The sequence below is a fragment of the Amycolatopsis sp. NPDC001319 genome, assembly GCF_042896185.1.
GTDB lineage: Bacteria > Actinomycetota > Actinomycetes > Mycobacteriales > Pseudonocardiaceae > Amycolatopsis.
In genome coordinates this window covers 1-21,389 of record NZ_JBIAWY010000011.1, presented here as the reverse complement: position 1 = coordinate 21,389, position 21,389 = coordinate 1, and the positions used below count along the sequence as shown (strand labels likewise).

20 protein-coding genes and 1 riboswitch are annotated in these 21,389 nt (G+C 70.0%); of the genes, 9 read left to right on the top strand and 11 right to left on the bottom strand.

The genetic code is table 11. The annotated features are described in order from the left end of the window. Window positions 1-13 precede the first annotated feature (13 nt). The 3 genes from glmU to ACFY1H_RS35480 all read left to right on the top strand — a co-directional run bounded on the left by glmU (window position 14) and on the right by ACFY1H_RS35480 (window position 3,437). The gene (gene glmU / locus ACFY1H_RS35490; protein WP_366585562.1) at window positions 14-1,507 is read left to right on the top strand and encodes a bifunctional UDP-N-acetylglucosamine diphosphorylase/glucosamine-1-phosphate N-acetyltransferase GlmU; all 1,494 of its coding nucleotides are present in this window, start codon (window positions 14-16) and stop codon (window positions 1,505-1,507) included. Continuing rightward, window positions 1,504-2,484 (top strand): ribose-phosphate diphosphokinase, encoded by a 981-nt coding sequence (locus ACFY1H_RS35485; RefSeq protein WP_360593936.1) that lies wholly within the window; start codon window positions 1,504-1,506, stop codon window positions 2,482-2,484. The genes glmU and ACFY1H_RS35485 overlap by 4 nt, the downstream gene beginning before the upstream one ends. 98 nt (window positions 2,485-2,582) lie before the next feature. Continuing rightward, the gene (locus tag ACFY1H_RS35480) at window positions 2,583-3,437 is read left to right on the top strand and encodes a TIGR03621 family F420-dependent LLM class oxidoreductase (RefSeq protein ID WP_386953822.1); all 855 of its coding nucleotides are present in this window, start codon (window positions 2,583-2,585) and stop codon (window positions 3,435-3,437) included. Between the two features lie 29 nt (window positions 3,438-3,466). Here the strand turns inward: ACFY1H_RS35480 and ACFY1H_RS35475 are convergent, their stop codons facing one another. After that, entirely contained in the window at window positions 3,467-4,267 is an 801-nt protein-coding gene (locus tag ACFY1H_RS35475) for a ClpP family protease (RefSeq protein WP_386953820.1), read from the bottom strand. A 113-nt stretch (window positions 4,268-4,380) separates the two neighbouring features. After that, on the bottom strand, window positions 4,381-5,022 hold the full coding sequence (locus tag ACFY1H_RS35470; RefSeq protein WP_386953817.1) for a TetR family transcriptional regulator: 642 nt from the start codon (window positions 5,020-5,022) through the stop codon (window positions 4,381-4,383). Window positions 5,023-5,267: 245 nt separating this feature from the next. On the opposite strand from ACFY1H_RS35470, the gene ACFY1H_RS35465 reads away from it, so the two are divergent. Together ACFY1H_RS35465 and ACFY1H_RS35460 are read left to right on the top strand one after the other, a co-directional pair. After that, complete coding sequence (locus ACFY1H_RS35465) at window positions 5,268-5,561, top strand: hypothetical protein (RefSeq protein WP_386953814.1); 294 nt, start codon at window positions 5,268-5,270, stop codon at window positions 5,559-5,561. Between the two features lie 45 nt (window positions 5,562-5,606). Beyond that, entirely contained in the window at window positions 5,607-6,467 is an 861-nt protein-coding gene (locus ACFY1H_RS35460; protein WP_386953811.1) for an esterase/lipase family protein, read from the top strand. Between the two features lie 44 nt (window positions 6,468-6,511). On the opposite strand, the gene ACFY1H_RS35455 is transcribed toward ACFY1H_RS35460, so the two are convergent. Together ACFY1H_RS35455 and ACFY1H_RS35450 are read right to left on the bottom strand one after the other, a co-directional pair. After that, window positions 6,512-7,156 carry an NAD(P)H-binding protein gene (locus tag ACFY1H_RS35455; RefSeq protein WP_366585547.1) on the bottom strand — a complete coding sequence of 215 codons (645 nt, stop codon included), beginning with the start codon at window positions 7,154-7,156 and terminating at the stop codon, window positions 6,512-6,514. A gap of 101 nt (window positions 7,157-7,257) precedes the next feature. Further along, a complete protein-coding gene (locus ACFY1H_RS35450; RefSeq protein ID WP_386953809.1) occupies window positions 7,258-8,385 on the bottom strand; it encodes a hypothetical protein in 1,128 nt (375 codons plus the stop codon). Window positions 8,386-8,736: 351 nt separating this feature from the next. On the opposite strand from ACFY1H_RS35450, the gene ACFY1H_RS35445 reads away from it, so the two are divergent. The 3 genes from ACFY1H_RS35445 (at window position 8,737) to ACFY1H_RS35435 (ending at window position 10,496) form a co-directional block, all read left to right on the top strand. Further along, a complete protein-coding gene (locus ACFY1H_RS35445) occupies window positions 8,737-9,345 on the top strand; it encodes a 50S ribosomal protein L25/general stress protein Ctc (RefSeq protein WP_360593924.1) in 609 nt (202 codons plus the stop codon). 10 nt (window positions 9,346-9,355) lie between these two features. Further along, on the top strand, window positions 9,356-9,949 hold the full coding sequence (gene pth / locus ACFY1H_RS35440) for an aminoacyl-tRNA hydrolase (protein WP_366585541.1): 594 nt from the start codon (window positions 9,356-9,358) through the stop codon (window positions 9,947-9,949). 181 nt (window positions 9,950-10,130) lie between these two features. Continuing rightward, window positions 10,131-10,496 (top strand): DivIVA domain-containing protein, encoded by a 366-nt coding sequence (locus ACFY1H_RS35435; RefSeq protein WP_366585539.1) that lies wholly within the window; start codon window positions 10,131-10,133, stop codon window positions 10,494-10,496. Between the two features lie 175 nt (window positions 10,497-10,671). On the opposite strand, the gene ACFY1H_RS35430 is transcribed toward ACFY1H_RS35435, so the two are convergent. The 4 genes from ACFY1H_RS35430 to ACFY1H_RS35415 all read right to left on the bottom strand — a co-directional run bounded on the left by ACFY1H_RS35430 (window position 10,672) and on the right by ACFY1H_RS35415 (window position 16,457). Beyond that, entirely contained in the window at window positions 10,672-12,360 is a 1,689-nt protein-coding gene (locus ACFY1H_RS35430) for a fatty acyl-AMP ligase (protein WP_366585537.1), read from the bottom strand. A 79-nt stretch (window positions 12,361-12,439) separates the two neighbouring features. Then, entirely contained in the window at window positions 12,440-14,212 is a 1,773-nt protein-coding gene (locus ACFY1H_RS35425) for an ATP-binding cassette domain-containing protein (protein ID WP_386953804.1), read from the bottom strand. A 37-nt stretch (window positions 14,213-14,249) separates the two neighbouring features. Continuing rightward, window positions 14,250-15,218: a 4-(cytidine 5'-diphospho)-2-C-methyl-D-erythritol kinase gene (locus ACFY1H_RS35420; protein ID WP_386953801.1), complete on the bottom strand. Its 969-nt coding sequence runs from the start codon at window positions 15,216-15,218 to the stop codon at window positions 14,250-14,252. 228 nt (window positions 15,219-15,446) lie between these two features. Then, window positions 15,447-16,457, bottom strand: coding sequence for an ATP-binding cassette domain-containing protein (locus ACFY1H_RS35415; RefSeq protein ID WP_366585531.1), 1,011 nt, complete (start codon window positions 16,455-16,457; stop codon window positions 15,447-15,449). 213 nt (window positions 16,458-16,670) lie between these two features. Beyond that, window positions 16,671-16,761: riboswitch (SAM riboswitch) on the bottom strand. 385 nt (window positions 16,762-17,146) lie between these two features. Here ACFY1H_RS35415 and ACFY1H_RS35410 point away from each other — a divergent pair. Then, window positions 17,147-17,731, top strand: a complete 585-nt coding sequence (locus ACFY1H_RS35410; protein ID WP_386953799.1) for a TetR/AcrR family transcriptional regulator — start codon at window positions 17,147-17,149, stop codon at window positions 17,729-17,731. Here ACFY1H_RS35410 and rsmA read toward each other — a convergent pair. The 3 genes from rsmA to ACFY1H_RS35395 all read right to left on the bottom strand — a co-directional run bounded on the left by rsmA (window position 17,722) and on the right by ACFY1H_RS35395 (window position 21,233). After that, on the bottom strand, window positions 17,722-18,561 hold the full coding sequence (gene rsmA, locus ACFY1H_RS35405; protein WP_386953796.1) for a 16S rRNA (adenine(1518)-N(6)/adenine(1519)-N(6))-dimethyltransferase RsmA: 840 nt from the start codon (window positions 18,559-18,561) through the stop codon (window positions 17,722-17,724). The genes ACFY1H_RS35410 and rsmA overlap by 10 nt on opposite strands. Window positions 18,562-18,596: 35 nt before the next feature. After that, the gene (locus ACFY1H_RS35400; protein WP_366585729.1) at window positions 18,597-19,982 is read right to left on the bottom strand and encodes a transglycosylase family protein; all 1,386 of its coding nucleotides are present in this window, start codon (window positions 19,980-19,982) and stop codon (window positions 18,597-18,599) included. Between the two features lie 414 nt (window positions 19,983-20,396). After that, window positions 20,397-21,233, bottom strand: a complete 837-nt coding sequence (locus tag ACFY1H_RS35395; protein ID WP_366585525.1) for a TatD family hydrolase — start codon at window positions 21,231-21,233, stop codon at window positions 20,397-20,399. Window positions 21,234-21,389 lie beyond the last annotated feature (156 nt).

Below are 21,389 nucleotides of genomic sequence, written 5' to 3'. Positions count from 1 at the left end.
GTTGGGAGTCTCGTTGAGCGGCCCGCTGAGCACGCTGATCCTCGCCGCGGGTGAGGGCACCCGCATGCGTTCGTCCACCCCGAAGGTGCTGCACCCGATCGCCGGGCGCCCCCTGGTGGAACACGCCGTCCGCGCCGCGGCCGGACTGAATCCCGAACACCTGGTGGTGGTGATCGGCCACGGCCGCGAAGCCGTCGGTGCCGAGCTCGCGCGCGTCGGCGAGGTGCTGGGCCGCGAGGTGACGACCGCCGTGCAGGCGGAGCAGAAGGGCACCGGTCACGCCGTGTCGTGCGCGCTGCACGAGCTGCCCGCCGGCCTCACCGGCACCGTGCTCGTGAGCTACGGCGACGTGCCGCTGCTCGACACCGACACCCTGGCCGCGCTGCTGGCCGAGCACACCGGCTCGGGCAACGCGGTCACCGTGCTGACCGCCGTGGTCGCCAACCCCGCCGGCTACGGCCGGATCGTGCGCGACGACGCCGGCGTGGTCCAGTCGATCGTCGAGCACAAGGACGCGACGCCGGCGCAGCACGAGATCACCGAGATCAACTCGGGCGTCTACGCGTTCGACGCCGCCGTGCTCGCCGACGGCCTCTCGCGGCTGTCGACGGACAACGCGCAGGGCGAGCTGTACCTCACCGACGTGCTGGGCATCGCCCACCACGACGGCAAGGGCGTCGGCGCGCTCGTGGTCGACGACCCGTGGGTGACCGAGGGCGTGAACGACCGCGTGCAGCTGGCGACGCTGGGCGCGGAGTACAACCGCCGGATCGTGCGCCGCTGGCAGCGCGAGGGCGTGACCGTGACCGACCCGAACACCACGTGGATCGAAGCGGACGTGACGCTCTCGCGTGACGTGCTGGTGGAGCCGAACACCCAGCTCAAGGGCACCACGTCGATCGGCGAGGGCTCGGTCGTCGGGCCGGACACCACGCTCGTGAACGTGGCGGTCGGAGCCGGCGCGTCGGTGGTGCGGGTGCACGCCGACGACTCCGAACTGGGCGACGGCGTGAACGTCGGCCCGTACACCTACCTGCGGCCGGGCACCAAGCTGGGCGCGAAGGGCAAGCTGGGCGCGTTCGTCGAGACGAAGAACGCGCAGATCGGCACCGGCACGAAGGTGCCGCACCTCACCTACGTGGGCGACGCGACCGTCGGCGACTACAGCAACATCGGCTGTTCCAGCGTCTTCGTGAACTACGACGGCGTGAACAAGCACCACACCGTCGTGGGCTCGTACGTCCGGCTCGGCGCCGACAACACGCTGGTCGCGCCGGTGCGGATCGGTGACGGCGCTTACAGTGGAGCGGGTGCGGTCATCCGGGACGACGTCCCGCCTGGTGCACTAGCGGTGTCGGCGGGGCCGCAGCGCAACGTCGAGGGCTGGGCGGTCCGGCGCAGGCCGGGCACGCCGGCGGCGGAGGCGGCGGAGGCCGCGCTCGCCGCGAGTGAGGACACCGCCGTGTCCGTGTCGGAAGCAGGAAACGACGGGGAGTCGCCAGCATGAGTCCGAAGTCAGGTACGCCGAAGAAGAATCTGATGCTCTTCTCCGGCCGTGCGCACCAGGAGCTCGCGGAAGAGGTCGCCAAGCACCTCAACGTGACGATCACCCCGCAGACCGCGCACACGTTCGCCAACGGTGAGCTGTTCGTGCGGTTCGAGGAGTCGGTGCGCGGTACCGACGCGTTCGTGATCCAGGCGCACACCACGCCCATCAACGAGTACGTGATGGAGCAGCTGATCATGGTGGACGCGCTCAAGCGCGCTTCCGCCAAGCGGATCACCGTGGTCATGCCGTTCTACCCGTACGCGCGGCAGGACAAGAAGCACAAGGGCCGCGAGCCGATCTCGGCCCGGCTCATCGCCGACCTGTTCAAGACCGCGGGCGCCGACCGGATCATGACCGTCGACCTGCACACCGCCCAGATCCAGGGCTTCTTCGACGGCCCGGTCGACCACCTGATGGCGCAGTCCGTGCTCGCCGACCACATCAAGGCCACCTACGGCGACGCGGACATCACGGTCGTTTCGCCCGACTCGGGCCGCGTGCGCCTCGCCGAGAAGTGGGCGCAGCAGCTGGGTGACCGGCCGATCGCGTTCATCCACAAGACGCGCGACCCGGACAAGCCCAACCAGGCCGTGGCCAACCGCGTGGTCGGCAAAGTGCAGGGCAAGCTCTGCGTGCTGATCGACGACATGATCGACACCGGCGGCACGATCGTCAAGGCCACCGAAGCGCTGATCGAGGAGGGCGCGGCCGACGTCGTCATCGCCACGACGCACGGGATCCTGTCCGACCCGGCCACCGAGCGCCTTTCGCAGTGCAAGGCGCGCGAGGTCATCGTGACGAACTCCCTGCCGATCCCGGAGGAGAAGCGGTTCCCGGGGCTGACGGTGCTGTCGATCGCGCCGATGCTGGCCGAGGCGATCCAGCAGGTGTTCGAGGACGGTTCGGTGACCTCGTTGTTCGACGGGGCCGCCTGAGGTTCCAGCGGTTCTTCGTGTTTCGCCGTCGGTGGATTTCGGTCCGCCGGCGGCGAAACTGTCTGTGCTGCGTGGTTCGGTGCGGCTAGCTTCGCCACATGGGGAACTTCAAATTCGGCGTCAGTCTGCGGACTGTCGACTCGTCGTTCGTCGGGTTGTGCCGCCGCGCCGAGGAACTCGGCTACGACGCCATCAGCGTGCCCGACCACCTGGGTGAAGGGCGCCCGGCGCCGTTTCCCGCGCTGGTGGCCGCGGCGGCCGCCACGACGAGGCCGCGGGTGGGGACGCTGGTGTCGAACCTGCCGTTCTACAACGTGGCTCTGTTCGCGCGAGATGTCGCCAACACCTGGGTCCTGACCGGCGGACGGTTGGAGCTGGGGCTCGGCTCGGGTCACATGAAGTCGGAGTTCGACGAGGCCGGGCTGCCGTGGCTGAAGGCGGCTGATCGGATCGCTTACCTGCGTGATGGTCTGGCCGAGCTGCGTTCCCGGCTCGGTGCGGATCTTCCGCCGTTGCTGATCGCGGGCAACAGCGACGGGGTGCTGTCGCTGGCCGCGTCCGACGCGGACATCGTGGGGTTCGCGGGTCTGCGCCAGGCCCCCGGCAAGCCGCCGGGGACGTTCGTACTCGATCCGGCTTCGGCGATGGACGAGCGCGTGACGTACTTCCGGTCCCTGGCCGGAGATCGGGAAGTCGAGTACAACATGCTGGTCCAGCGGGTGGTCGTGACCGGCGACCGCCGCGCCGCGGCCACGGAGTGGCAGGCGCTGACGGACCCGGAACCGGGCGTCGACGAGCTTCTCGAAGCGCCGCAGCTGTTGCTCGGGACGGTCGACGAAATCGTCACGCAGCTCGTCGAGCGCCGGGAACGGTACGGGTTTTCCTACATCACCGTGTTCGATTCGATGATGGAGACGCTGGCGCCGGTGGTCGCCCGGTTGCGCGGCCGCTGACCACGCACTGATCCACAAAGGACACCCGGTCATCCCGGCACGGGCTTCTCCGTCACCCAGTCGACCAGGCCGTACTCGACCGCCTCGGCCGCGGTGAACTGGCGCCGCCGTTCGGCGTCAGCGCGAACCCGCTCGATCGGCCGGCCGCTGCCGTCCGCGATCATCCTGACGACTTCGCTGGTCCACTTGTCGAGCAGAGCGAGCTGCACGGGCGACGGATCCGGCGGGAGCCGGGGCAGGCTCAACGCCATCACGGCCTGCGGGAGGGCGGCCCGTTTGCCGGTGGTGCCGCTCGACACGAGCAGCTGAGCCATGCCGGCGACCAGCCCCAGGGCGCAGGTGGCGACGTCCGGCTTGACGAGGTCCATCGTGTCGAGGATGGCGAAGCCGGCCGTGACGGAGCCGCCGGGCGAGTTGACGAGGAAGATGATGTCGGCCCTCGCGTCTTCATCCTCGAGGAGCAGCAGCTGCGCGGAGATCGTGTTGGCGATCGCGTCGTCGATCTCGCCGTTCAGGAGGACGACGCGCTTTCGCAGCAGCTGTTCGGCGTGCGCGCTGAAGTCCTGGCTCCGGAAACCGCCGGCCGACGCCGGGTGCCGATCGGAATCGCGGTCTCGAACCTCGGCGGGGCCGGGAACGTAGGAGGAGGCAATGCCTCCCTCGGCCCCGTCGAGGGGACCTGGTTCTTCGGCGATTTCCCTTGCCCGTTCGGCTGCGGCCGCGGATTCGGAAGCCAGCTGCGCACCCAGGTCTCGCTGCGCGCGCTCGGCTCCGGCGGTGCCGCGGAGAATCCCGCGCAGCCGCCGAGCCAGGTCATCGCGGCGCGTCACAGCCGGACCTCGCGCGGTCTGGAGCACCGCGGTTTGAGATGGCTTGCGAGCAGCTCAGTCATGCGCGCGACGGTAACCGCGGGCGCCGGGAGAGGTCCCGGGCAACGCGGGTTTCAGTCCCCGGCCACACTTTCCGCCGCCGAGCGCACGGCAGCCACCGCATCGCCGGCGATCAACGTCAGCACCCGGCCCAGCAGACCCTCCGGTACGGCTTCCTCGTCGATGTCGCCCTCCACCGCCAGGCCGTTGCTCAGCGCCAGCAGGATCACCGCGAACTCTTCGGCCGGCAGCGGCAACGAGAAGCCGAACCCCGAAGCCAGGCGCTCCAACGCGGCCGCGATCGTGCGACGCACCGCGCGGCGACGGTCCCGCAGGGCAAGCCGGCGGTCGGCATCCTGGTGAGCCAGGGCGAAGAACTCCGCCAGCAGCCGGTGCCACACCGCGTCCGTGCGCATTTCGTGCATCAGCACCGCCGCGACGTCCGCGAGGCCGGCCGCGCCGGTGTCGGCGGAGGCGAAGCTCTCGAGGCTGGCCGAGAGCCGATGCGCCGCGTGCTCCTCCATCAGTGCCAGCACCAGCTCGTCCTTCGACGCGAAGCTGGAGTAGACCGCGCCCTTCGTGAGGCCGGCGGAGGCTGCGACCTCGGTCAGTTTGGAGGCCGCGATGCCCTTCTCTCCGAAGACCTGGAACGCGGCGTCGAGGATGCGGCGGCGCGTTTCGGCACGCGTCGGCCGCGTGCGGCCCGGTGCGGGCATCGGGGTGAATCCTCCTGATCAAGGGGTTGACTTTCACGAAGCCAATTCAATACCTTCAGGTATCCAATACCGGGAGGTATTCGATGTCAAGCGCACAGCGGTACCTCGACAACGGCACCTGGTGCGAGCCGCCATCGCGTATTCGAGCGGGAACGTCCTCACCGAGCCGGCCGAGGTCGAGTTCTTCTTCGCCGCCGGCCCGGAAGGCGTCTTCAAGCGCTACTACAACGATCCCCAAGAGACCATTGTGGACGGTTGGCTGCACACCGGCGACCTCGGCCGGCAAGAACCTCTCCCCCGCCGCGGAAACCGGGATCAACCCGGACGAACCCGGCCTGCCCACCGACGAACGACTGCGCTCGGTCATCTCCCGTGACGTGGAGTCGGTGAACGCACGCTATTCTCCGCCCGAGCGAATCCGGGACCTCGCGCTCGTACCCGAGCCGTTCTCCGCCGAATCCGGTGAGCCGACCCCGACCCTCAAGATCCGCAGGAACGTCGTCGCCCGGCGCCACGCCGTGCTCTACCCCGCCCCCTGAACCACCGGCAACGCCGCCGGTGACCGTGAGGAAGGACCCTTCTCCATGAGGAAACTGCGGACCAAAGCGGCCGTGCTGGCCGCCGTGGCGCTCGTGGCGGCCGCGTTCACCGCCGCGCCCGCGCAGGCGGCGGGCGGCAACAACGACCCGTCATGCCGGCCGAGCTCTGCGCACCCCCGGCCCGTGGTCTTCCTCCACGGCCTGGGCGCCACCTACTACGAGGACCTCAACTTCCTGCAGTCGGCCGTCGCGGCCAAGGGCTACTGCACCTTCAGCCAGACCTACGGCGCCTACCCGGGCTTCCCGGTCGTCGGCGGCCTGCGCCCGATCGCCGACTCGGCGGCCGAGATCAAGCAGTTCATCGGCCAGGTGCTCACCGAGACCGGGGCGTCGCAAGTGGACATCGTGGGCCACTCCGAGGGCGGCTTCCAGTCCCTCTACGTCACGAAGACCCAGGGCATCTCGGACAAGATCGGCTCGGTCGTGTCCATCGCGCCGCCCACGCACGGCACCACGTTCGCCGGCCTCACCAAGCTCGCGTACCTGCTCGGGCAGGGCGAGCGCGACGCCGTCGGCAAAGCCCTGTCCACACTCGGCTGCCCCGCTTGCGACGACCTGATCACCGACGGCGCCGCCGTGAAGAAGCTGACCACCGGTCCCATCGCGCAGCCCGGCGTGAAGTACACCGTGATCACCTCGCGCTACGACGAGCTCGTGACCCCCACCGACACGTCGTTCGTGCGCGAACCCGGCGTGGTCAACGAGTACGTGCAGGACACGTGTCCGTTCGACCCGGTGGGCCACATCGGCGAGGCCTACGACCTCAACGTGTGGAACCTCGTTACCAACGCGCTCGACCCCGCCCACGCCACGAAGTTCTTCTGCACCGTCGGTTCCCCGGGCTGACCCGAGCCGGGGCCCCTCGGCTTCGAGGGGCCCCGCGCCGCGCGTCAGTACGCGACGGTGAACCGCGCGCGGCTGTGGCGCGGCTCCTCGATCTCGTCCACGAACGCGATCGCGAAGTCGTCACCGCCGATGTGCGAATTGCCCTCGGCGTCCGACAGCAGCACGTCGCCGCCGACGCGGTAAGAGCCCGTGCGCTCGCCCACGGTCCACGCACCGAACTTCGCCGGCGGGCTCAGGTAGAACCACTCGACATCGGACGGCAGCTCGCGCAGTGCGTCGAGCACCTCGGTCTGCGCGGTCGCCTCGGTCTTGTACGTGTCAGGGAAGTCCGGCGTGTCCAGCAGCCGCGGACCACCGGGAGTCACGAGCAGCGAAGCCGCGCCGCCCACGAACGACAGCCGCGCACCGGCCGCGCGGGCCGCGTCGGCGAGCGCCGGCACCACGTCGAGCAGCCGCCGCCCCTGCTCGTCGGCCCGGCCCGGGGTCGCCACCACGATCACGTCGGCGCCCTTGGTCACGTCGGCGATGAAACCGTCGTCGTGCAGCGAGCCCGTGCGGGCCTCGACGTCGGCGGGCAGGCCCTCGGGCTTGCGCGCCACCCCGACGACCGTGTGCCCGCGCCGCAGCGCCTCCTCCGTGATCCGGCCACCGACGTACCCCGTCGCGCCGAACACCACCAGCTTGCTCATGTTCCCCGCTCCTCCTGGTCGAACTCCCGACGAGGGCGAGGGTAGAGACGGAAGATCCACTACTTCAACGAAACCAACGCACCCCGCGGTAGGTGTGCAGGTCAGCCGCCGAGCGTGCCGAACGACTTGTCGAGCTTCGCCTTCACCGCGTTCGCGTCGAAGGGCACGTGGACCTCGCCGACGGCGGTCGGCTTCGCCAGCACCTGGTAGCTGGCGGTGCGGTTGGGCAGCGAGAACTTGACCGTGCACGACATGGTGATGGTCGCGTCGGCCGCCGCGTCGCCCTGCGTGGAGCAGGTCTTGGAGCCGAGCGAGTCGGCGCTGACGTCGATCGTGAGCGTCACGTGGACCACTGGCTTGGCGCCGGGGCCGTTGCCGACGACGCTGTTGGTCACGTCGACGGTGGCGGTGCACGAGCCGACGAAGTCCCGACAGTCGAGGCGGTCGTTGGTGACCACGACGCTCGCCTGCGACAGCCCGTCGAACGGCTGCCCGAGCCCACCGACGGCGGTGTCGAAGTCGGTGTGGAACTTCTTGAGTGCGTCGCCGGTCAGCGGCTTCACCTGGAAGCCCGTGCCGAGCTTCGGGCCGCCCAGCGGGTCGAGCAGCGCCGGCGCGAACGAGACCACGCGATGGGGCTGCGCGGTGGTCACCTGCAGCTCACCGAGGCTGCCGCCGAGCTGGTAGACCTCCGTGCCGTCCTCGAGCTTGCGCTTCACCGGGTCGGCCGTCTGGTTGAGAGTCGACAACGATTTGGCCAGCCCGGCCACGAGCCGGTCCGGTGAGAAATGCATCCCGGGGTCCATCGGCAGCTCCGTGCCGACGGTGTGCACCCAGCCGGCGCCGAACTGCGTGCTGTTTTCCTCGAGACCGTGCGACTTCCAGTAGTCGGCGTCGGCGGAGAGGTAGAGATCGCTCCCGAGCTCGGTGACCTGCACCACGTGACCTTCGAACGGCAGCGCGCCGTACCCGTCGCCGTCGCGCGTGATGCGGAAACCGAGACCGATCGGCTTTCCCGACGCATCCTTCACCGTGGTGTCGAGCTCCAGCGCCGGCGCCTTGCCCAGCGCGTCCAACGCGGTGTCCACCGCATCTCGCTGCTCCGCCAGCCGGTCGGCAATCTGCTGGTCAGCGGCCGAAACCCCCGCCGAACCCGCCACCGAGACCTGGCACCCCGCGAGGACGCCACCCAGCAGCACGACCGCCGCGGCGATCCATCGAGCCCGCATTCTCGCCCCTCTTTTCCGCGGGAATCATCCCATGCCCGCGGCACGCGCCTGCACCACCGGAAAAGCGTCGTCACCCACCGGCCGGACCAAGGTTTAGTCGTGCGGGGCCACCCGCCGCAACCTCCTTGTCGAACGAGGGTTTACACTTCTCGAGTTGTCTCGGCGAGGCGGGTGCACCCTGTGGTGCCCAGCGTGATCGACGCGGCGGCTCGAGAAGCCCCGTGGAATGTGCACGCCTGGAAACTCGCCGCCGTACGCAGCTGATTTTCGAAGTACAACGCCCCGAGCAGAGATCGACGATCCCCGCCGCCACCTGCTGCACCGATTTGTGATTTGAAGGAGTGCTACACCGTGTCCGAGGTACGTCTTACCGTCGAGCCGCGCACCGAGTTCGGCAAGGGAGCCGCGCGGCGCACCCGTCGCGCCGGCAAGATCCCCGCGGTCCTCTACGGGCACGGCTCGGACCCGCGGCACTTCGCGCTGCCGGCCCTCGAGTTCGCCCGCGTGGTCCGCGAGAACGGCAGCAACGCCGTGCTCACCCTCGACCTCGAGGGCTCCAGCGAGCTGGCGCTGACCAAGACCATCGTGGTCCACCCGCTGAAGAACTACATCGAGCACGTCGACCTGCTCGTGGTTCGCCGCGGCGAGAAGGTCACCGTGGACATCCCGGTGGTCGTGACCGGCACCGCCGGCCCGGGCGGCCTGGTGAACCAGGACCTCGACACCCTCCAGATCGAGGTCGAGGCGCTGCACATCCCGGAGCAGATCGAGGTCTCCGTCGAGGGTCTCGAGATCGGCACCCAGATCACCGCCGCGCAGGTCACCCTGCCGCAGGGCGCGGTCCTGGTGACCGACGCCGAGGCGCTGGTCGTGGCCGTGAACGAGCCGCAGCGTGAAGAGACCGGCGACGAAGAGGCCGCCGCCGAAGGCGCCGAGGCTCCCGCCGGGGACGCCGAATAAACTCACTTCCGTGAGTGAAGACCTGCCTGGGGCCGGCGAGCTGATCCTGCTCGCCGGCCTCGGTAATCCCGGGCCCCAGTACGCCGGCAACCGCCACAACGTCGGCTTCATGGTGCTCGACGAACTGGCCACCCGCATCGGGGGCAAGTTCAAGGCGCACAAGAGCGGCGCCGAAGTGCTGGAGGGGCGGCTTTCGGGCCGTCGCGTGGTGCTGGTGAAGCCGCGTTCGTTCATGAACCTCTCCGGCGGGCCCGTGGTCGGCGCCGCCCGGTTCTTCAAGGTCGAGCCCTCGGGCGTCGTCGTGGTGCACGACGAGCTCGACGTGCCGTTCGGCGCGCTGAAGCTCAAGCTCGGCGGCGGCGACAACGGGCACAACGGCCTGCGTTCCATCACCAAGTCGCTCGGCACGCGTGAGTACTACCGCGTGCGCTTCGGCATCGGGCGTCCCCCGGGGCGCCAGGACCCCGCCGATTTCGTGCTGAAGGACTTCTCGACGGTCGAGCGCAAGGAGCTCCCGTTCGAGGTCTCGGTCGCCGCGGACGCGGCCGAGGCACTCGTGTCGAAGGGGCTCACCGCGGCCCAGAACGAGTTTCACGCAGGCTGATCAGCCGGTTGCTCTCTGTTAGTGATCATGAGTAGCACTGCGTAGTTTTTCCTCACTCGATGGGCGGCTTATGGGGCCCTGATCGAGTCGTCCCGGCGCGTGCGGGGTTCCCGGTGCCCGGGTGACCGGTTAGGACGGAATGCGGGAGTCCGCACACCGACCCTGAATCGGAGAATGTTTCATGTCGTTCACCGCCGAGGACCTCACCGAGGTCACCTTCGGTAACGCCCCGATCGGCCGCCGTGGTTATGCCAAACAGGAGGTCGACGAGTTCGTGCGGCGCATCGCGAAAACGATCGCCGAAGAGGACGACCTGACCGCGGCCGAAGTCCACCACGTCATGTTCAACAAGCCGCTGATCGGCAAGCGCGGCTACGACGAACGCGAGGTCGACCAGTTCCTGGACGCCGTGGAGGAACAGCTGGCCGACCTGTCCGGCCGGCGTGCCCCCATCGTGCCCGGCACCCGCGACGAACACGAGGCGACCGCCTCCCGCGCACCGCGCCCGGAGGTGACGGAGAACGCCGAGTCCTTCCAGGACCGGTAGGTCTTTCCGGCCTTGACGGCGTCGTTCCCCCGCGGCGCTTTCCCGGCCTGCGTTTGTGTCCTTCTTCCTGAACCAACCCCGCCCTCCGGACTCCCGAAGCCCCGCGAACACGGAACCGGCCCGCTCACCGTGGTGAGCGGGCCGGTTCCGTTTTTGCCTGCGTTGCGTTCGGGCGTCAGTGTTCCGCGTTGTGCGCGATCTTGTCCGCGTACTGCACCGCGGTCGCCGCGCGCTTGACCTTGCCCGACGGAGTCTTGGGCAGGCTGCCGGCCGGGAGGACGACCACGGCGAACGGGCGCATGTCCACCGCGTCGCGGACGCGGGCGGCGACCTGCTTCGACAACGCGCGTTCGGCCTCGGCGTCGCCCGCCAGCTTGGACTCCACGACGACGGCGAAGCGTTCGCGGCGGCTGCCCGCGTCGAGGCGGACGGCGACCGCGTTGCCGGCGCGGACGCCCTCGACCGAGGTGGCCGCGCGTTCGATGTCGGTGGGGTACAGGTTGCGGCCGCCCATGATGATGACGTCCTTGCGGCGGCCGCAGATGACGATCTGGCCGTCGATGAGGTAGCCGAGGTCGCCGGTCTTCATCCAGCCGTCGGCGTCCTGGGTGTCGAGGGGGCCGTCGACGGTCAGGTAGCCCGGGGTGACGGCGGGGCCGCGCAGGCGGATTTCGCCGACTTCGCGCTCACCCAGCAGCTCGCCCTCGGAGTTGACGATGCTCGCCTCCAGCCCGTCCAGCGGGCGGCCCAGCACGGCGAACGAGCGCACCGCGTCCGTGCCCCGCCGGGGGTCGCCCTCGGGGACCGGGACGGCGCGGTCGTCGGCCTCCAGGGCGTCCGCCTCGACGACGTCCAGCGTCAGCCCGGTGAACAGCGGCGCGAACGACACCGCCAGCGTCGCCTCGGCCATGCCGTAGGCCGGGAACACGCACTCGGCCGGCATCTTGAAGCGGGCGCCCGCGTCGACGAACGTCTGCACGGCCGTCTCGTCGATCGGCTCGGCGCCGTTGAGGGCGATGCGGAGCTTGGACAGGTCGTAGGCGTTGTCGTCCTCGACGCGGGCCATGCGGCGGCCCACGATGGCGTACGCGAAGTTCGGCGCGGCCGTGGTGGTGCCGTTGTACTTGGAGATCAGCTCGGGCCAGATCAACGGGCCGGACAGGAACTCGACGGGCGTGATCTTCACCAGCTCCACGCCGAAGGTCATCGGCACGGTCAGGAAGCCGACCATGCCCATGTCGTGGAACGTCGGGAGCCACGACACCATCACGTCGACGTCGAAGTCGAACTCCGCGCGGTCGACCATGGCCTTGACGTTGGTGTAGAGGTTGCCGTAGGTGATCCGCACGGCCTTCGGGTCGGCCGTCGAACCGCTGGTGAGCTGGAGCAACGCGGTGTCGCCCTCGTCGGTGGGCACGACCTCGGCCAGCGGCTCGGCCTCTGCCAGCTCCGTGATCAGGCGGTGCTCGATGCCCTTCTCGGCCAGCACGGGCGCGAGCTGGTCGAACGGCTCGCCCAGCACCACCAGGCCGGCACCGATCATGCCCAGCACCTTGACCGTGTCCTCGGCCCACTCGGCGAGGTCCGTGCGCGCCGTCGGCTGGTGCAGCATCGTCACGCTGCCGCCGGCCAGCCACACGGCCTGCACGGTGGGCGCGATGAGCACCGGCGCCGCGGCCAGCACGGCCACCGCGCTCCCGGGCTTCAACCCGCCTGAAACCAAGCCTCCGGCGATCTTCTTGGCCTGGTCGTGGACCTCGGCCCACGTCCGGCGCACCGGCTCCTTGGGCTCGCCCGTGACCATGCCGCGCTGCTGACCCCGCCCCGTCGCCGTCTCGACGAGCGTGTCCACGAACCGACTCATGCGCGACAGATTACTGTCTGGTTGTCAACGCCCGCCTGCGGTGGCGTGAACAGCGTCGATCAGGCCGCGGATCAAGCCGTCATTCGAGGGCTTCGGACGTCTCCAGCCACTTCGCCTCGACGTCTTCCTTCTCCGCGTGCACGCCCTTCAGCTCGGTGTTCAACGCGATGAGCTTGTCCGGGTCCGTGGCCGCTTCGAGCAGCGCCGCGTGCAGCTTCTCCTCGCGCGCGGCCAGCTGGTCGAGCTTGCGCTCCAGCCGCCCGAGCTCCTTCTGCGCGGCCCGGATCTCCGCGTTGCTGCGCTTGGCCTCGACCTTCCCCGGAGCCGCCGATGACTCGCGCCGCGGCGTCGCCTCCCGCAGCTTCGTGCGGCGGTTGAGGTACTCCTCGATGCCGCCGGGCAAGTTCGTCACGTGGCCGTCGCCGAACAGGGCCACGGTGATGTCGCAGACGCGCTCCACGAGGTAGCGGTCGTGCGAGACCACGACCATCGTGCCGGGCCAGCCGTCGAGGAGGTCTTCGAGCTGCTGCAGGGTGTCGATGTCCAGGTCGTTGGTGGGCTCGTCGAGCAGCAGCACGTTGGGCTCGGCCATCAGCAGCCGGCACAGCTGCAGCCGGCGCCGCTCGCCACCCGACAGGTCACCGACGGGCGTCCACTGCCGTTCGGGCGGGAAGCCGAGCTTCTCGCCCAGCTGCGAGGCCGTCATCTCCTGCTTGCCGAACACCACGCGCCCGGCCACCTGCTCGATCGCCTGCAGCACGCGCAGGTCACCCGGCAGGTCGTCGAGCTCCTGGCGCAGGTGCGCGAGCGCCACGGTCTTGCCCTCGATCCGCCGCCCGGTCTCCGGTTCGACGTCGCCGCCGAGCAGCTTGAGCAGCGAGGTCTTGCCCGAACCGTTCACGCCGACGAGACCCACGCGGTCACCCGGCCCGATCCGCCACGTCACGTGGTCGAGCAACGTCCGGTCGCCGACGCTCAACGACACGTCTTCCAGCTCCAGCACCGTCTTGCCGAGCCGGCGCTTCGCGAACGCCATCAGCTCCACGGAATCGCGCAGCGGCGGCACGTCGGCGATCAGCGCCTCGGCGGCTTCCACGCGGTAGCGCGGCTTCGACGAGCGCGCCTGCGGGCCGCGGCGCAGCCACGCCAGCTCCTTGCGCGCCAGGTTCTGCCGCTTCTCCTCGGCCGTCGCGGCCAGGCGCGCCCGCTCGGCGCGCGCGAAGATCCAGTCGGCGTAACCACCCTCGTACTGCTCGACCCGACCGTTCGCGACCTCCCACGTGAGGCTCGCGACGGTGTCGAGGAACCACCGGTCGTGGGTCACGACCACCACGGCGATGCGGCGGGCCAGCAGGTGGTCGGCCAGCCAGCGGACACCTTCGACGTCCAGGTGGTTGGTGGGCTCGTCGAGCACCACGAGGTCGAGCTCGCCGGTCAGCGCCGCGGCCAGCGCGACGCGACGGCGTTCGCCACCGGACAGGTTCGCGGTCGGGGTGTCGAGGCCGATCGCGGTGATGCCGAGTCCGTCCACAATGGACCGTACGCGCGCGTCGGCGGCCCATTCGTGTTCCGCGCCATAGCGTTCGAGCACGACGTCGCCGACCGTGCTACCCGAAGGCAGCTCGGTGCGCTGGGTGACGACGGCCATGCGCAGATCACGAACATGGCTCACGCGGCCGGAATCCGGCTCGCTCAGACCCGCGAGCACCTCCAGCAACGTCGTCTTGCCGCCTCCGTTGAGACCGACCACACCGATGCGCTGTCCTGCGGCGACGCCGAGCGAAACGCCGTCCAGCAGCGGTTTCACGCCGTACGACTTGCTCACCGACTCCAGGTTGACCAGGTTGGCCATCCGATTCAGCCGATCCTTTCCACAGTGGACTAGAAGTTCAGGCGTGCACGCGCGGTGGCGCGCCACGGGGTGCGTCGTCTCCGCCGACCAGCCGGGCGCCGGGCACCGGGCCGTGGGCGACGCGCACCGTCCGGCACACGCCGGCGCCGGACAGCTCGGCCGCCACCTCGACGGCGGCCTGCGCGTCGGCGCAGAGGAACGCGCACGTGGGCCCCGAGCCGGACACGCAGCCGGCCAGCGCGCCCGCGTTCACGCCCGCACGCAGCGTGCGGCGCAGGCCGGGGCGCAGCGACACGGCGGCCGCCTGCAGGTCGTTGCCCAGCAGCAGCGCGAGCTGACGCGGGTCACCCGAGGCGAGAGCCTCGACCACGGGGGTGTGCGAGCCGATGCGCGGCGGGTTGCCGTCGGTGCGAAGGCGGTCGAGCTCGCCGAACACCTTCGGCGTCGACAGGCCTTCGGTGTCGAACGCGAGCACCCAGTGGAACGTGTGGCGCGACAGCACGGGCACGAGCTGCTCACCGCGGCCGGTGCCGAGCGCGGTGCCGCCGTAGAGCGCGAAGGGCACGTCGCTGCCGAGCTTGCCCGCGATGGCGGCCAGCTCGTCGCGCGTCACGTCGAGCTTCCACAGCGAGGCCAGGCCGACGAGCGTCGCCGCCGCGTCGGCGCTCCCGCCCGCCATGCCGCCCGCGACGGGGATGCCTTTGCGCAGCACGATCCGCACCTTCGGGTCGTCGCCTTCGGCGCGACCGGCGTAGGTGGCGAGCTCCTGGGCCGCGCGCCAGGCGAGGTTTGTGGCGTCGGTGGGCACCGACCCCTCCCCCTCGCCGAAGACCTCGAGCCCCGGGTCGTCGGTGACCGCGACGGTCACCTCGTCCGTGAGCGACAACGCCTGGAAGACGGTGACCAAGTCGTGGTAGCCGTCCTCGCGCAGGTCACCGATGGCCAGGTGCAGGTTGACCTTGGCCGGGACCCGGACGGTGACTGGTGGTGGAACTACGGCGAGCACCCGTCAAGCCTACGTGGCCGGGCGCCTGGCCTCCCCACCAGGAGAAAACAGCCGTTTTCAGGACGGCTGTCCCAACCTCTCGGACACGCTCCCGACTCTCCCGTCCCCCAGTCCCACCGCACCCCACCGTGGCGTTGGTTGCGCTCAACGCACCCAATGCGGCGTTCGTTGCGTTGAACGCACCGAACGCCACAGTGGGGCGCGGTGAGCCGGAGGTGTGGCGAGCGGTCAGGCGGCGACGCTCTGCGCGGCCCGCACGGCCGGCGTCACGTGGGCGCCACGGTCGGCGATCCACGCCAGCGCCGCGTCGGCGCGCTCGCCGCGGACGCCGATGCGGAAGCGGGCGATCGGGGTGTCGCCGATGCGCGTGAGACCGCCGCCGATGGTGGCGACCTCCACGTCGAAGCGGCCGGCCGCCTCGGGCAGCAGGGCGCCGACGGACGCGAAGCCGATCAGCACGACGTCGGCGGACCGGTCGTACTTCGCGGCCTGCGCGCGGGCGGTCTCGATGGCCGGCAGCACCGCCTGCGCGGTCCAGCTGCCCGGCGAGGCGATGAGGTCCAGCACGTGACCGCGTTCGACGACCGCGCCGTCTTCGAGCACCGCGACGTCGTCGCAGACGCGGCGGACGACACCGGCGTCGGGCGTGGTCAGGAGCACGGTGGTGCCCAGCTCGGCGCGCGCCCGGTCGAGCACGGCGAGCACGGCGCCGGCCTCCTCGGGGGCGATGCCGGCGGTGGGGTCGTCGGCGAGCAGCACGGCGGGGCCGGCGGCGAGGGCCTTGGCCACGGCGACGCGGCGCAGCTGGCCGGGCGTGAGGTCGGCCGGCTTCTGCGCGGCCCGGGCGGTGAGGCCCACGAGGTCGAGCAGGTTGCCGACGCGGCTCTTGCGCTGCGGGCCGTCGACGCCGAGCTGCTCCAGCGGCGTGGCGATGTTGCCGGCCACGGTGCGCTCGGCGAGCAGCTCCGGCTTGGTGCCGACGACACCCAGCTGACGGCGGACCTCACGCAGCCGTCGGCCGTCGAGCGCACCGGTGTTGAGGCCGTCGAGCCGCACGACACCGCGGTCCGGGCGCTCCTGCAGGGCGATGCAGCGGGCGAGCGTGGACTTGCCGGAGCCGGCGGGACCCACCACGCCGAAGAGGGAGCCGGCCTGCACGTCGACGCTCACATCACGCAGCGCGGCGACCGGATTTCCGTTGAGGGGAAAGGACTTGGACACGTTTTCGACAGTGATCACGAAGAGAGCTCCAGGCATGAGGCGCAGCACCGTTTCCGGGCGCGCCGGGCGTCACCGAATTACCGTCCTTTTCGGACGGTGCGCAGAATTGCGGAAGAAAGATCAGGCGATGACTGTGGAGCGTCGACACGCACATACCGTGCGGCGACCTTCATCGACGACGCGCCGCCGGGTCAACAGGAGCGGGCGGGCTACCCTCTGCATCGGAAACAGCCTCCATCGGTCCTGGCTGTAGCACCTGCCCCATGGGGGGTGGTTGCTGCGACTTCGGCGAGCCAGGTCTCTCAGTCGCTCGGGATGGACGTTTCTGAGTAAAGCCGATCCCATTGGGTGAACGCAAGCGCGTTGGTGCAGATCACACGAGTGGTGGTGCCCGGATACCGGGACACCCGCAGCCACATCGTGGACCCCAAAAGCTCCGGCACCGAATTTCTTCCGCGCGGCGAATCCAGCCCTTATTCCACTGTGGACGCCGCCGATCCCTGGTGGAGGCGCGATTCCGGCCCGACAATTCCGCGACGGCCCGCGCGTGGGTAAATGACGGTTCGGCCAGGTAGTTCGCCACGGCGAGACACCGCGTCTTCCCGGCCGGACACCCGCTCCCGTCCGCGAGCCGATTCCGGCCGACTCACCCCATCGGTGATACACGCGTATCCTATACAGTCGTATCACCAACGCGGAGGAGAACCGTGGCGCACCGGGTCGACCACGAGCAGCGCCGGCGCGAGATCGCCACGGCGGTGTGGCGGATCGCGGCCGAACGCGGGCTCGACTCCGTGAGCATGCGCGAGGTGGCCGCCGAGGCGGGCGTGTCGCTGCGGCTGGTGCAGTACTACTTCGAGACGAAGCACAATCTGCTCGTGCTCTCCCTGCGTTATCTGCACGAACGCGGCGAGCAGCGCACGCAGGCCCGCATCGCGGCGCAGGTCGACCAGAGCGTGCGCGGCGTGGTCCGGACGCTGCTCACGGAACTGCTGCCGCTGGACGCCGAGCGTGAGCTGTCGCTACGCGTCCACCGCGCCTACTTCAGCCGTACCCACAGCGACCCGGCGCTGGCGAAGGTCTTCCTGCAGGCCGAGACGCCGATCGAGGACCTGCTCACCAGCCTGCTGCGCCGCACGGTTCTCCCGCCCGGCGTCCAGCCGCGGCAGGAAGCGAACCTCCTGGTCGCGGGCTTCACCGGACTCGGCCTCGACGTCCTCCACGGCCGCTTCACGCCGGGCGAGGTCCTGGCGACGCTGGACTACCACCTGGCACGGCTGTTTCAGGCTTGAGCCGCGAGCCGCACGAAGTCGTGCACGTCGAGCTGCTCGCCGCGCGTCTTCGGGTCGATGTCGGCCGCCACGAGGAGTTCACCCGCGCGGTCGGCCGAGCCGGCCCAGCCGGCCAGAGCCGCGCGCAGTGTCTTGCGGCGCTGGGAAAACGCGGCGTCGACGACTTCAAACAGGCGTTGCCGCTCGACGCCCTCCACCGGAGTGCCGCGTTCGAAGGACACGAGCGACGAGTCGACGTTCGGCACCGGCCAGAACACCGACCGCGGCACGGCGCCGACCTTGCGCGCCGGGCCGTACCAAGCGAGCTTCACGCTGGGCACGCCGTAGATGCGGCTGCCGGGACCGGCGGCCATGCGGTCGGCGACCTCGGTCTGGACCATCACCATCCCGCGCTGCAGCGAAGGCAGCTCGGCCAGCAGGTGCAGCACGACGGGGACCGCGACGTTGTACGGCAGGTTCGCCACCAGCGACACGGGCTCGGCCGGCAGGTCCGCCGCGCTGATCCGCAACGCGTCGGCGCCGACCACGGTCAGCTGATCCGCGACGGAAGCGGCGCGTTCGGCGGCCGTTTGCGGAAGCCGCGCCGCCAGCTTCGGATCGATCTCGACGGCCACCACGCGGGCACCGGCGTCGAGCAGGCCCAGCGTCAGCGACCCCAGCCCGGGGCCGACCTCGAGAACGACGTCGCCCGGCTGGACTCCGGCCAGCTCGACGATGCGGCGAACCGTGTTGGGGTCGTGCACGAAGTTCTGGCCGAGCTTCTTCGTCGGCCGGACGTCGAGCTCGTCCGCCAGCCCGCGGATCTCGGCAGGCCCCAGCAGTTCAACCACCGGGGAAGCCTACCGAGCCTCGGGAACTGCGGAACTCAGGCCCGCTTGCCGCAGACCGGCCAGGCGCTGTAGCCACCGCGAGCGTCGCGGACCTTCTCGGCAATCGAGATCTGCTGCGCGCGCGAAGCCTGGTTCGGGTACGCCGCGTACTGGTCGCCGCCGTAGGCATCCCAGGTGCGCTTGTCGAACTGGAGGCCGCCGTAGTAGCCGTTGCCGGTGTTGATCGCCCAGTTGCCGCCGGCCTCGCACGCTGCGATCCGGTCCCACGCGGAACCGTCGCCGATCGCCGGGTCGGCGGGCTTCTTCGTGCCCACCTTGAGGATCTTCGGCTTGGCCTCGAGGAGGACCTTCACCGAGACCTGCTCGCGGGAGACCTCTTCGCCGTTCTTCTTGGTGACCTTGTAGGTCACCATCTTCTGGCCCGGGGTGCCCGGGTCCTGAACGGTGGTCTTGCCCTGCTCGAGCGTCGGGTCGTCGACCTTCTGCACATCGGGGTCGATGGTCTCCTGCTGGTTGACCATCGAGATGCCCATGCGGCTGACGTGGACTTCGGCGCCGTCCTTGAGAGAGACGTTCAGACCACCCTCGACCGCGTCGTCCGGGCCGAGGTTCATCTTGAAGTCGGAGAGGAACTCCTTGGTGGTCACCGCGTTCGTGGTGACCTGGCGCGGCGCGTTGGTGCCGTCGAAGAGCGTGATGTGCTTGAGGGTCTTGACCTGCACGGTCGAGCCCTCGAGCGGCAGCTCGCCGGTGCCGGGCATCGACGTCCAGGCGCCCTTGCCCATCATGTCGGCCATGCCGAGCTGGGTCATGGCCTCGCCGAGCGTGGTCGCGCGCACCCAGGACGGGCGGGACACACCGTCGACCACGAGGTTCAGCTGGCGACCGCGCTCGAGCTTGATGACGCCGCCGTCGCCGACCTCGGCCTGCGGCGAGGGCGAGAGCGAGTCGTGGGCGCCGACGGAGAGGCCGGCGTCTTCCAGGACCTCGCCGACGGTGTCGCCGTAGCTGTGGACGGTGACCTCGTGGCCGTCGACGTCGACGGTCACGCTCTTGTTCATCGCCAGCGCCGCGGCACCGCCGCCGCCGACGGCGATCAGGACGGAGAGCACAGCACCCTTGAGGAAGCGGCGCTTCCAGGTGCGGGTCGCCTCGCGCAGGCCTTCCTCGACGGCGACCTTCTTGGCCTCCGGAGTGGCGGTGCGGTCCTCGGCGAGCTCGTCCGGGATGGCGAGCGGCGGGAGCATGGTGGTCTCGGCGTTGATCAGCCGGATCAGCTCGTCGACGTCGACGTCGATCTCGGCCATCATCGCGTCGGCGTCAGGGCCGAGAGCGGCCAGCACGTCCTGCTCGGTCACGTACAGCTCGTCGGAGAACCCGAGGTCCCCGTATGCGGTGTCTTCGAGCTCGCGGTCGAGCACGGCCACCGAACCAGCGGAAGTGAAAAGGGTCTGCGCAGCACCACGATTCTCGGTGCTATGGCGCGAGCCACCCTGCCTACTACCAGTCACTGGGTCGTTCCCTTTCCCAGGACAGGACGTGTCACCACGACCTGTTCCTTCGTCGCGACGCACCATTCGGTGCGCCTCTCAAGTCCGACACCCCCAGCCAGCGCCATCGTCACGGTCCCGAGTCGTACCAACCTCGGTGCCGCTTCCCCGACGTGCACTGACGTGACTGTGGGCGTATCAGCCGGATCCGCGTCCGCGGTTCCGACCGGCACGATCACGGGACAGTAACGGAGGTCGCCGGGTTGCGCAAACACCCCTCGGAGTGTCGTGACCTGTGTCACTCGTCAGTGTGGGCTACTGCGCTCCCCGAACGTCGCAATCCGTTCAACCCGTTGTGACACTGGGCAATTGGTAGACGCGTTCGGCGGTGGTCCGGACCGCCTGGGCCACCTCGTGAACCGCTTCGCCCCTCAGCGCCGCGAGGTGCCGGACGGTGTAGGCGGTGCAGTAGGGCTCGTTCGGGCGCCCACGGAACGGGTGGGGGGTCAGGAACGGCGCGTCGGTCTCGGCGAGGTACTGCCCCGCCGGCGCGAGCCGCGCGGCCTCGTGGAGCCCGCGGGCGTTCTTGAAGGTGACGGTGCCGGCGAACGAGAGCACGTAGCCCTTGTCGAGGCAGCGGCGCGCGATGTGCTCGTCGCCGGAGAAGCAGTGGAAGACGACGGTGTCCGGTGCGCCCTCTTCGTCCAGGATGCGCAGCACGTCCTCGTGGGCCTCGCGGTCGTGGATCATCAGCGTCTTGCCGAGGCGCTTGGCGAGGTCGATGTGCCAGCGGAACGCGTCCTGCTGGGCGTCGTGCGGCGAGTAGTCCCAGTAGTAGTCGAGGCCGGTCTCGCCGACGGCGACCACGCGCTCGGCCGACGCCAGACGCTCCACTTCGGACTTGTCGGCGTCGCCGAAGTCCTTGGTGCGCGTGGGATGCACGGCGACGGCGGCGAACACGCGCTCGTCCCACGTGGACGCGTCGACGGCCCAGCGCGCCGAGGCGAGGTCGTCGGCGACCGTGACGACGCGGGCCACCCCGGCGCGTTCGGCGCGATCGACCATGGCCGTCACGTCGGCGGCGGTCTTGGCGCCACACGCGTCGAGGTGGGTGTGGGCGTCCACGACCGCGGTGGGCAGGCGGTCGGGAATCGGCGGCAGTTCGCGCTTGTCTTCACCCATGCCCAAGACGCTACTGCGCGGGCTCACCGCCGCTTCGAGGGTGGTGGCGCGCGAAGCACCTCAATGAGGTTTTCTCAGTAGCGGCCGTGGTGTTCGTGGTGGGTGAGGACGAGTGCTGCTTGGACGATGGTGCCGATGCGTTTGGGGCAGAGGGTG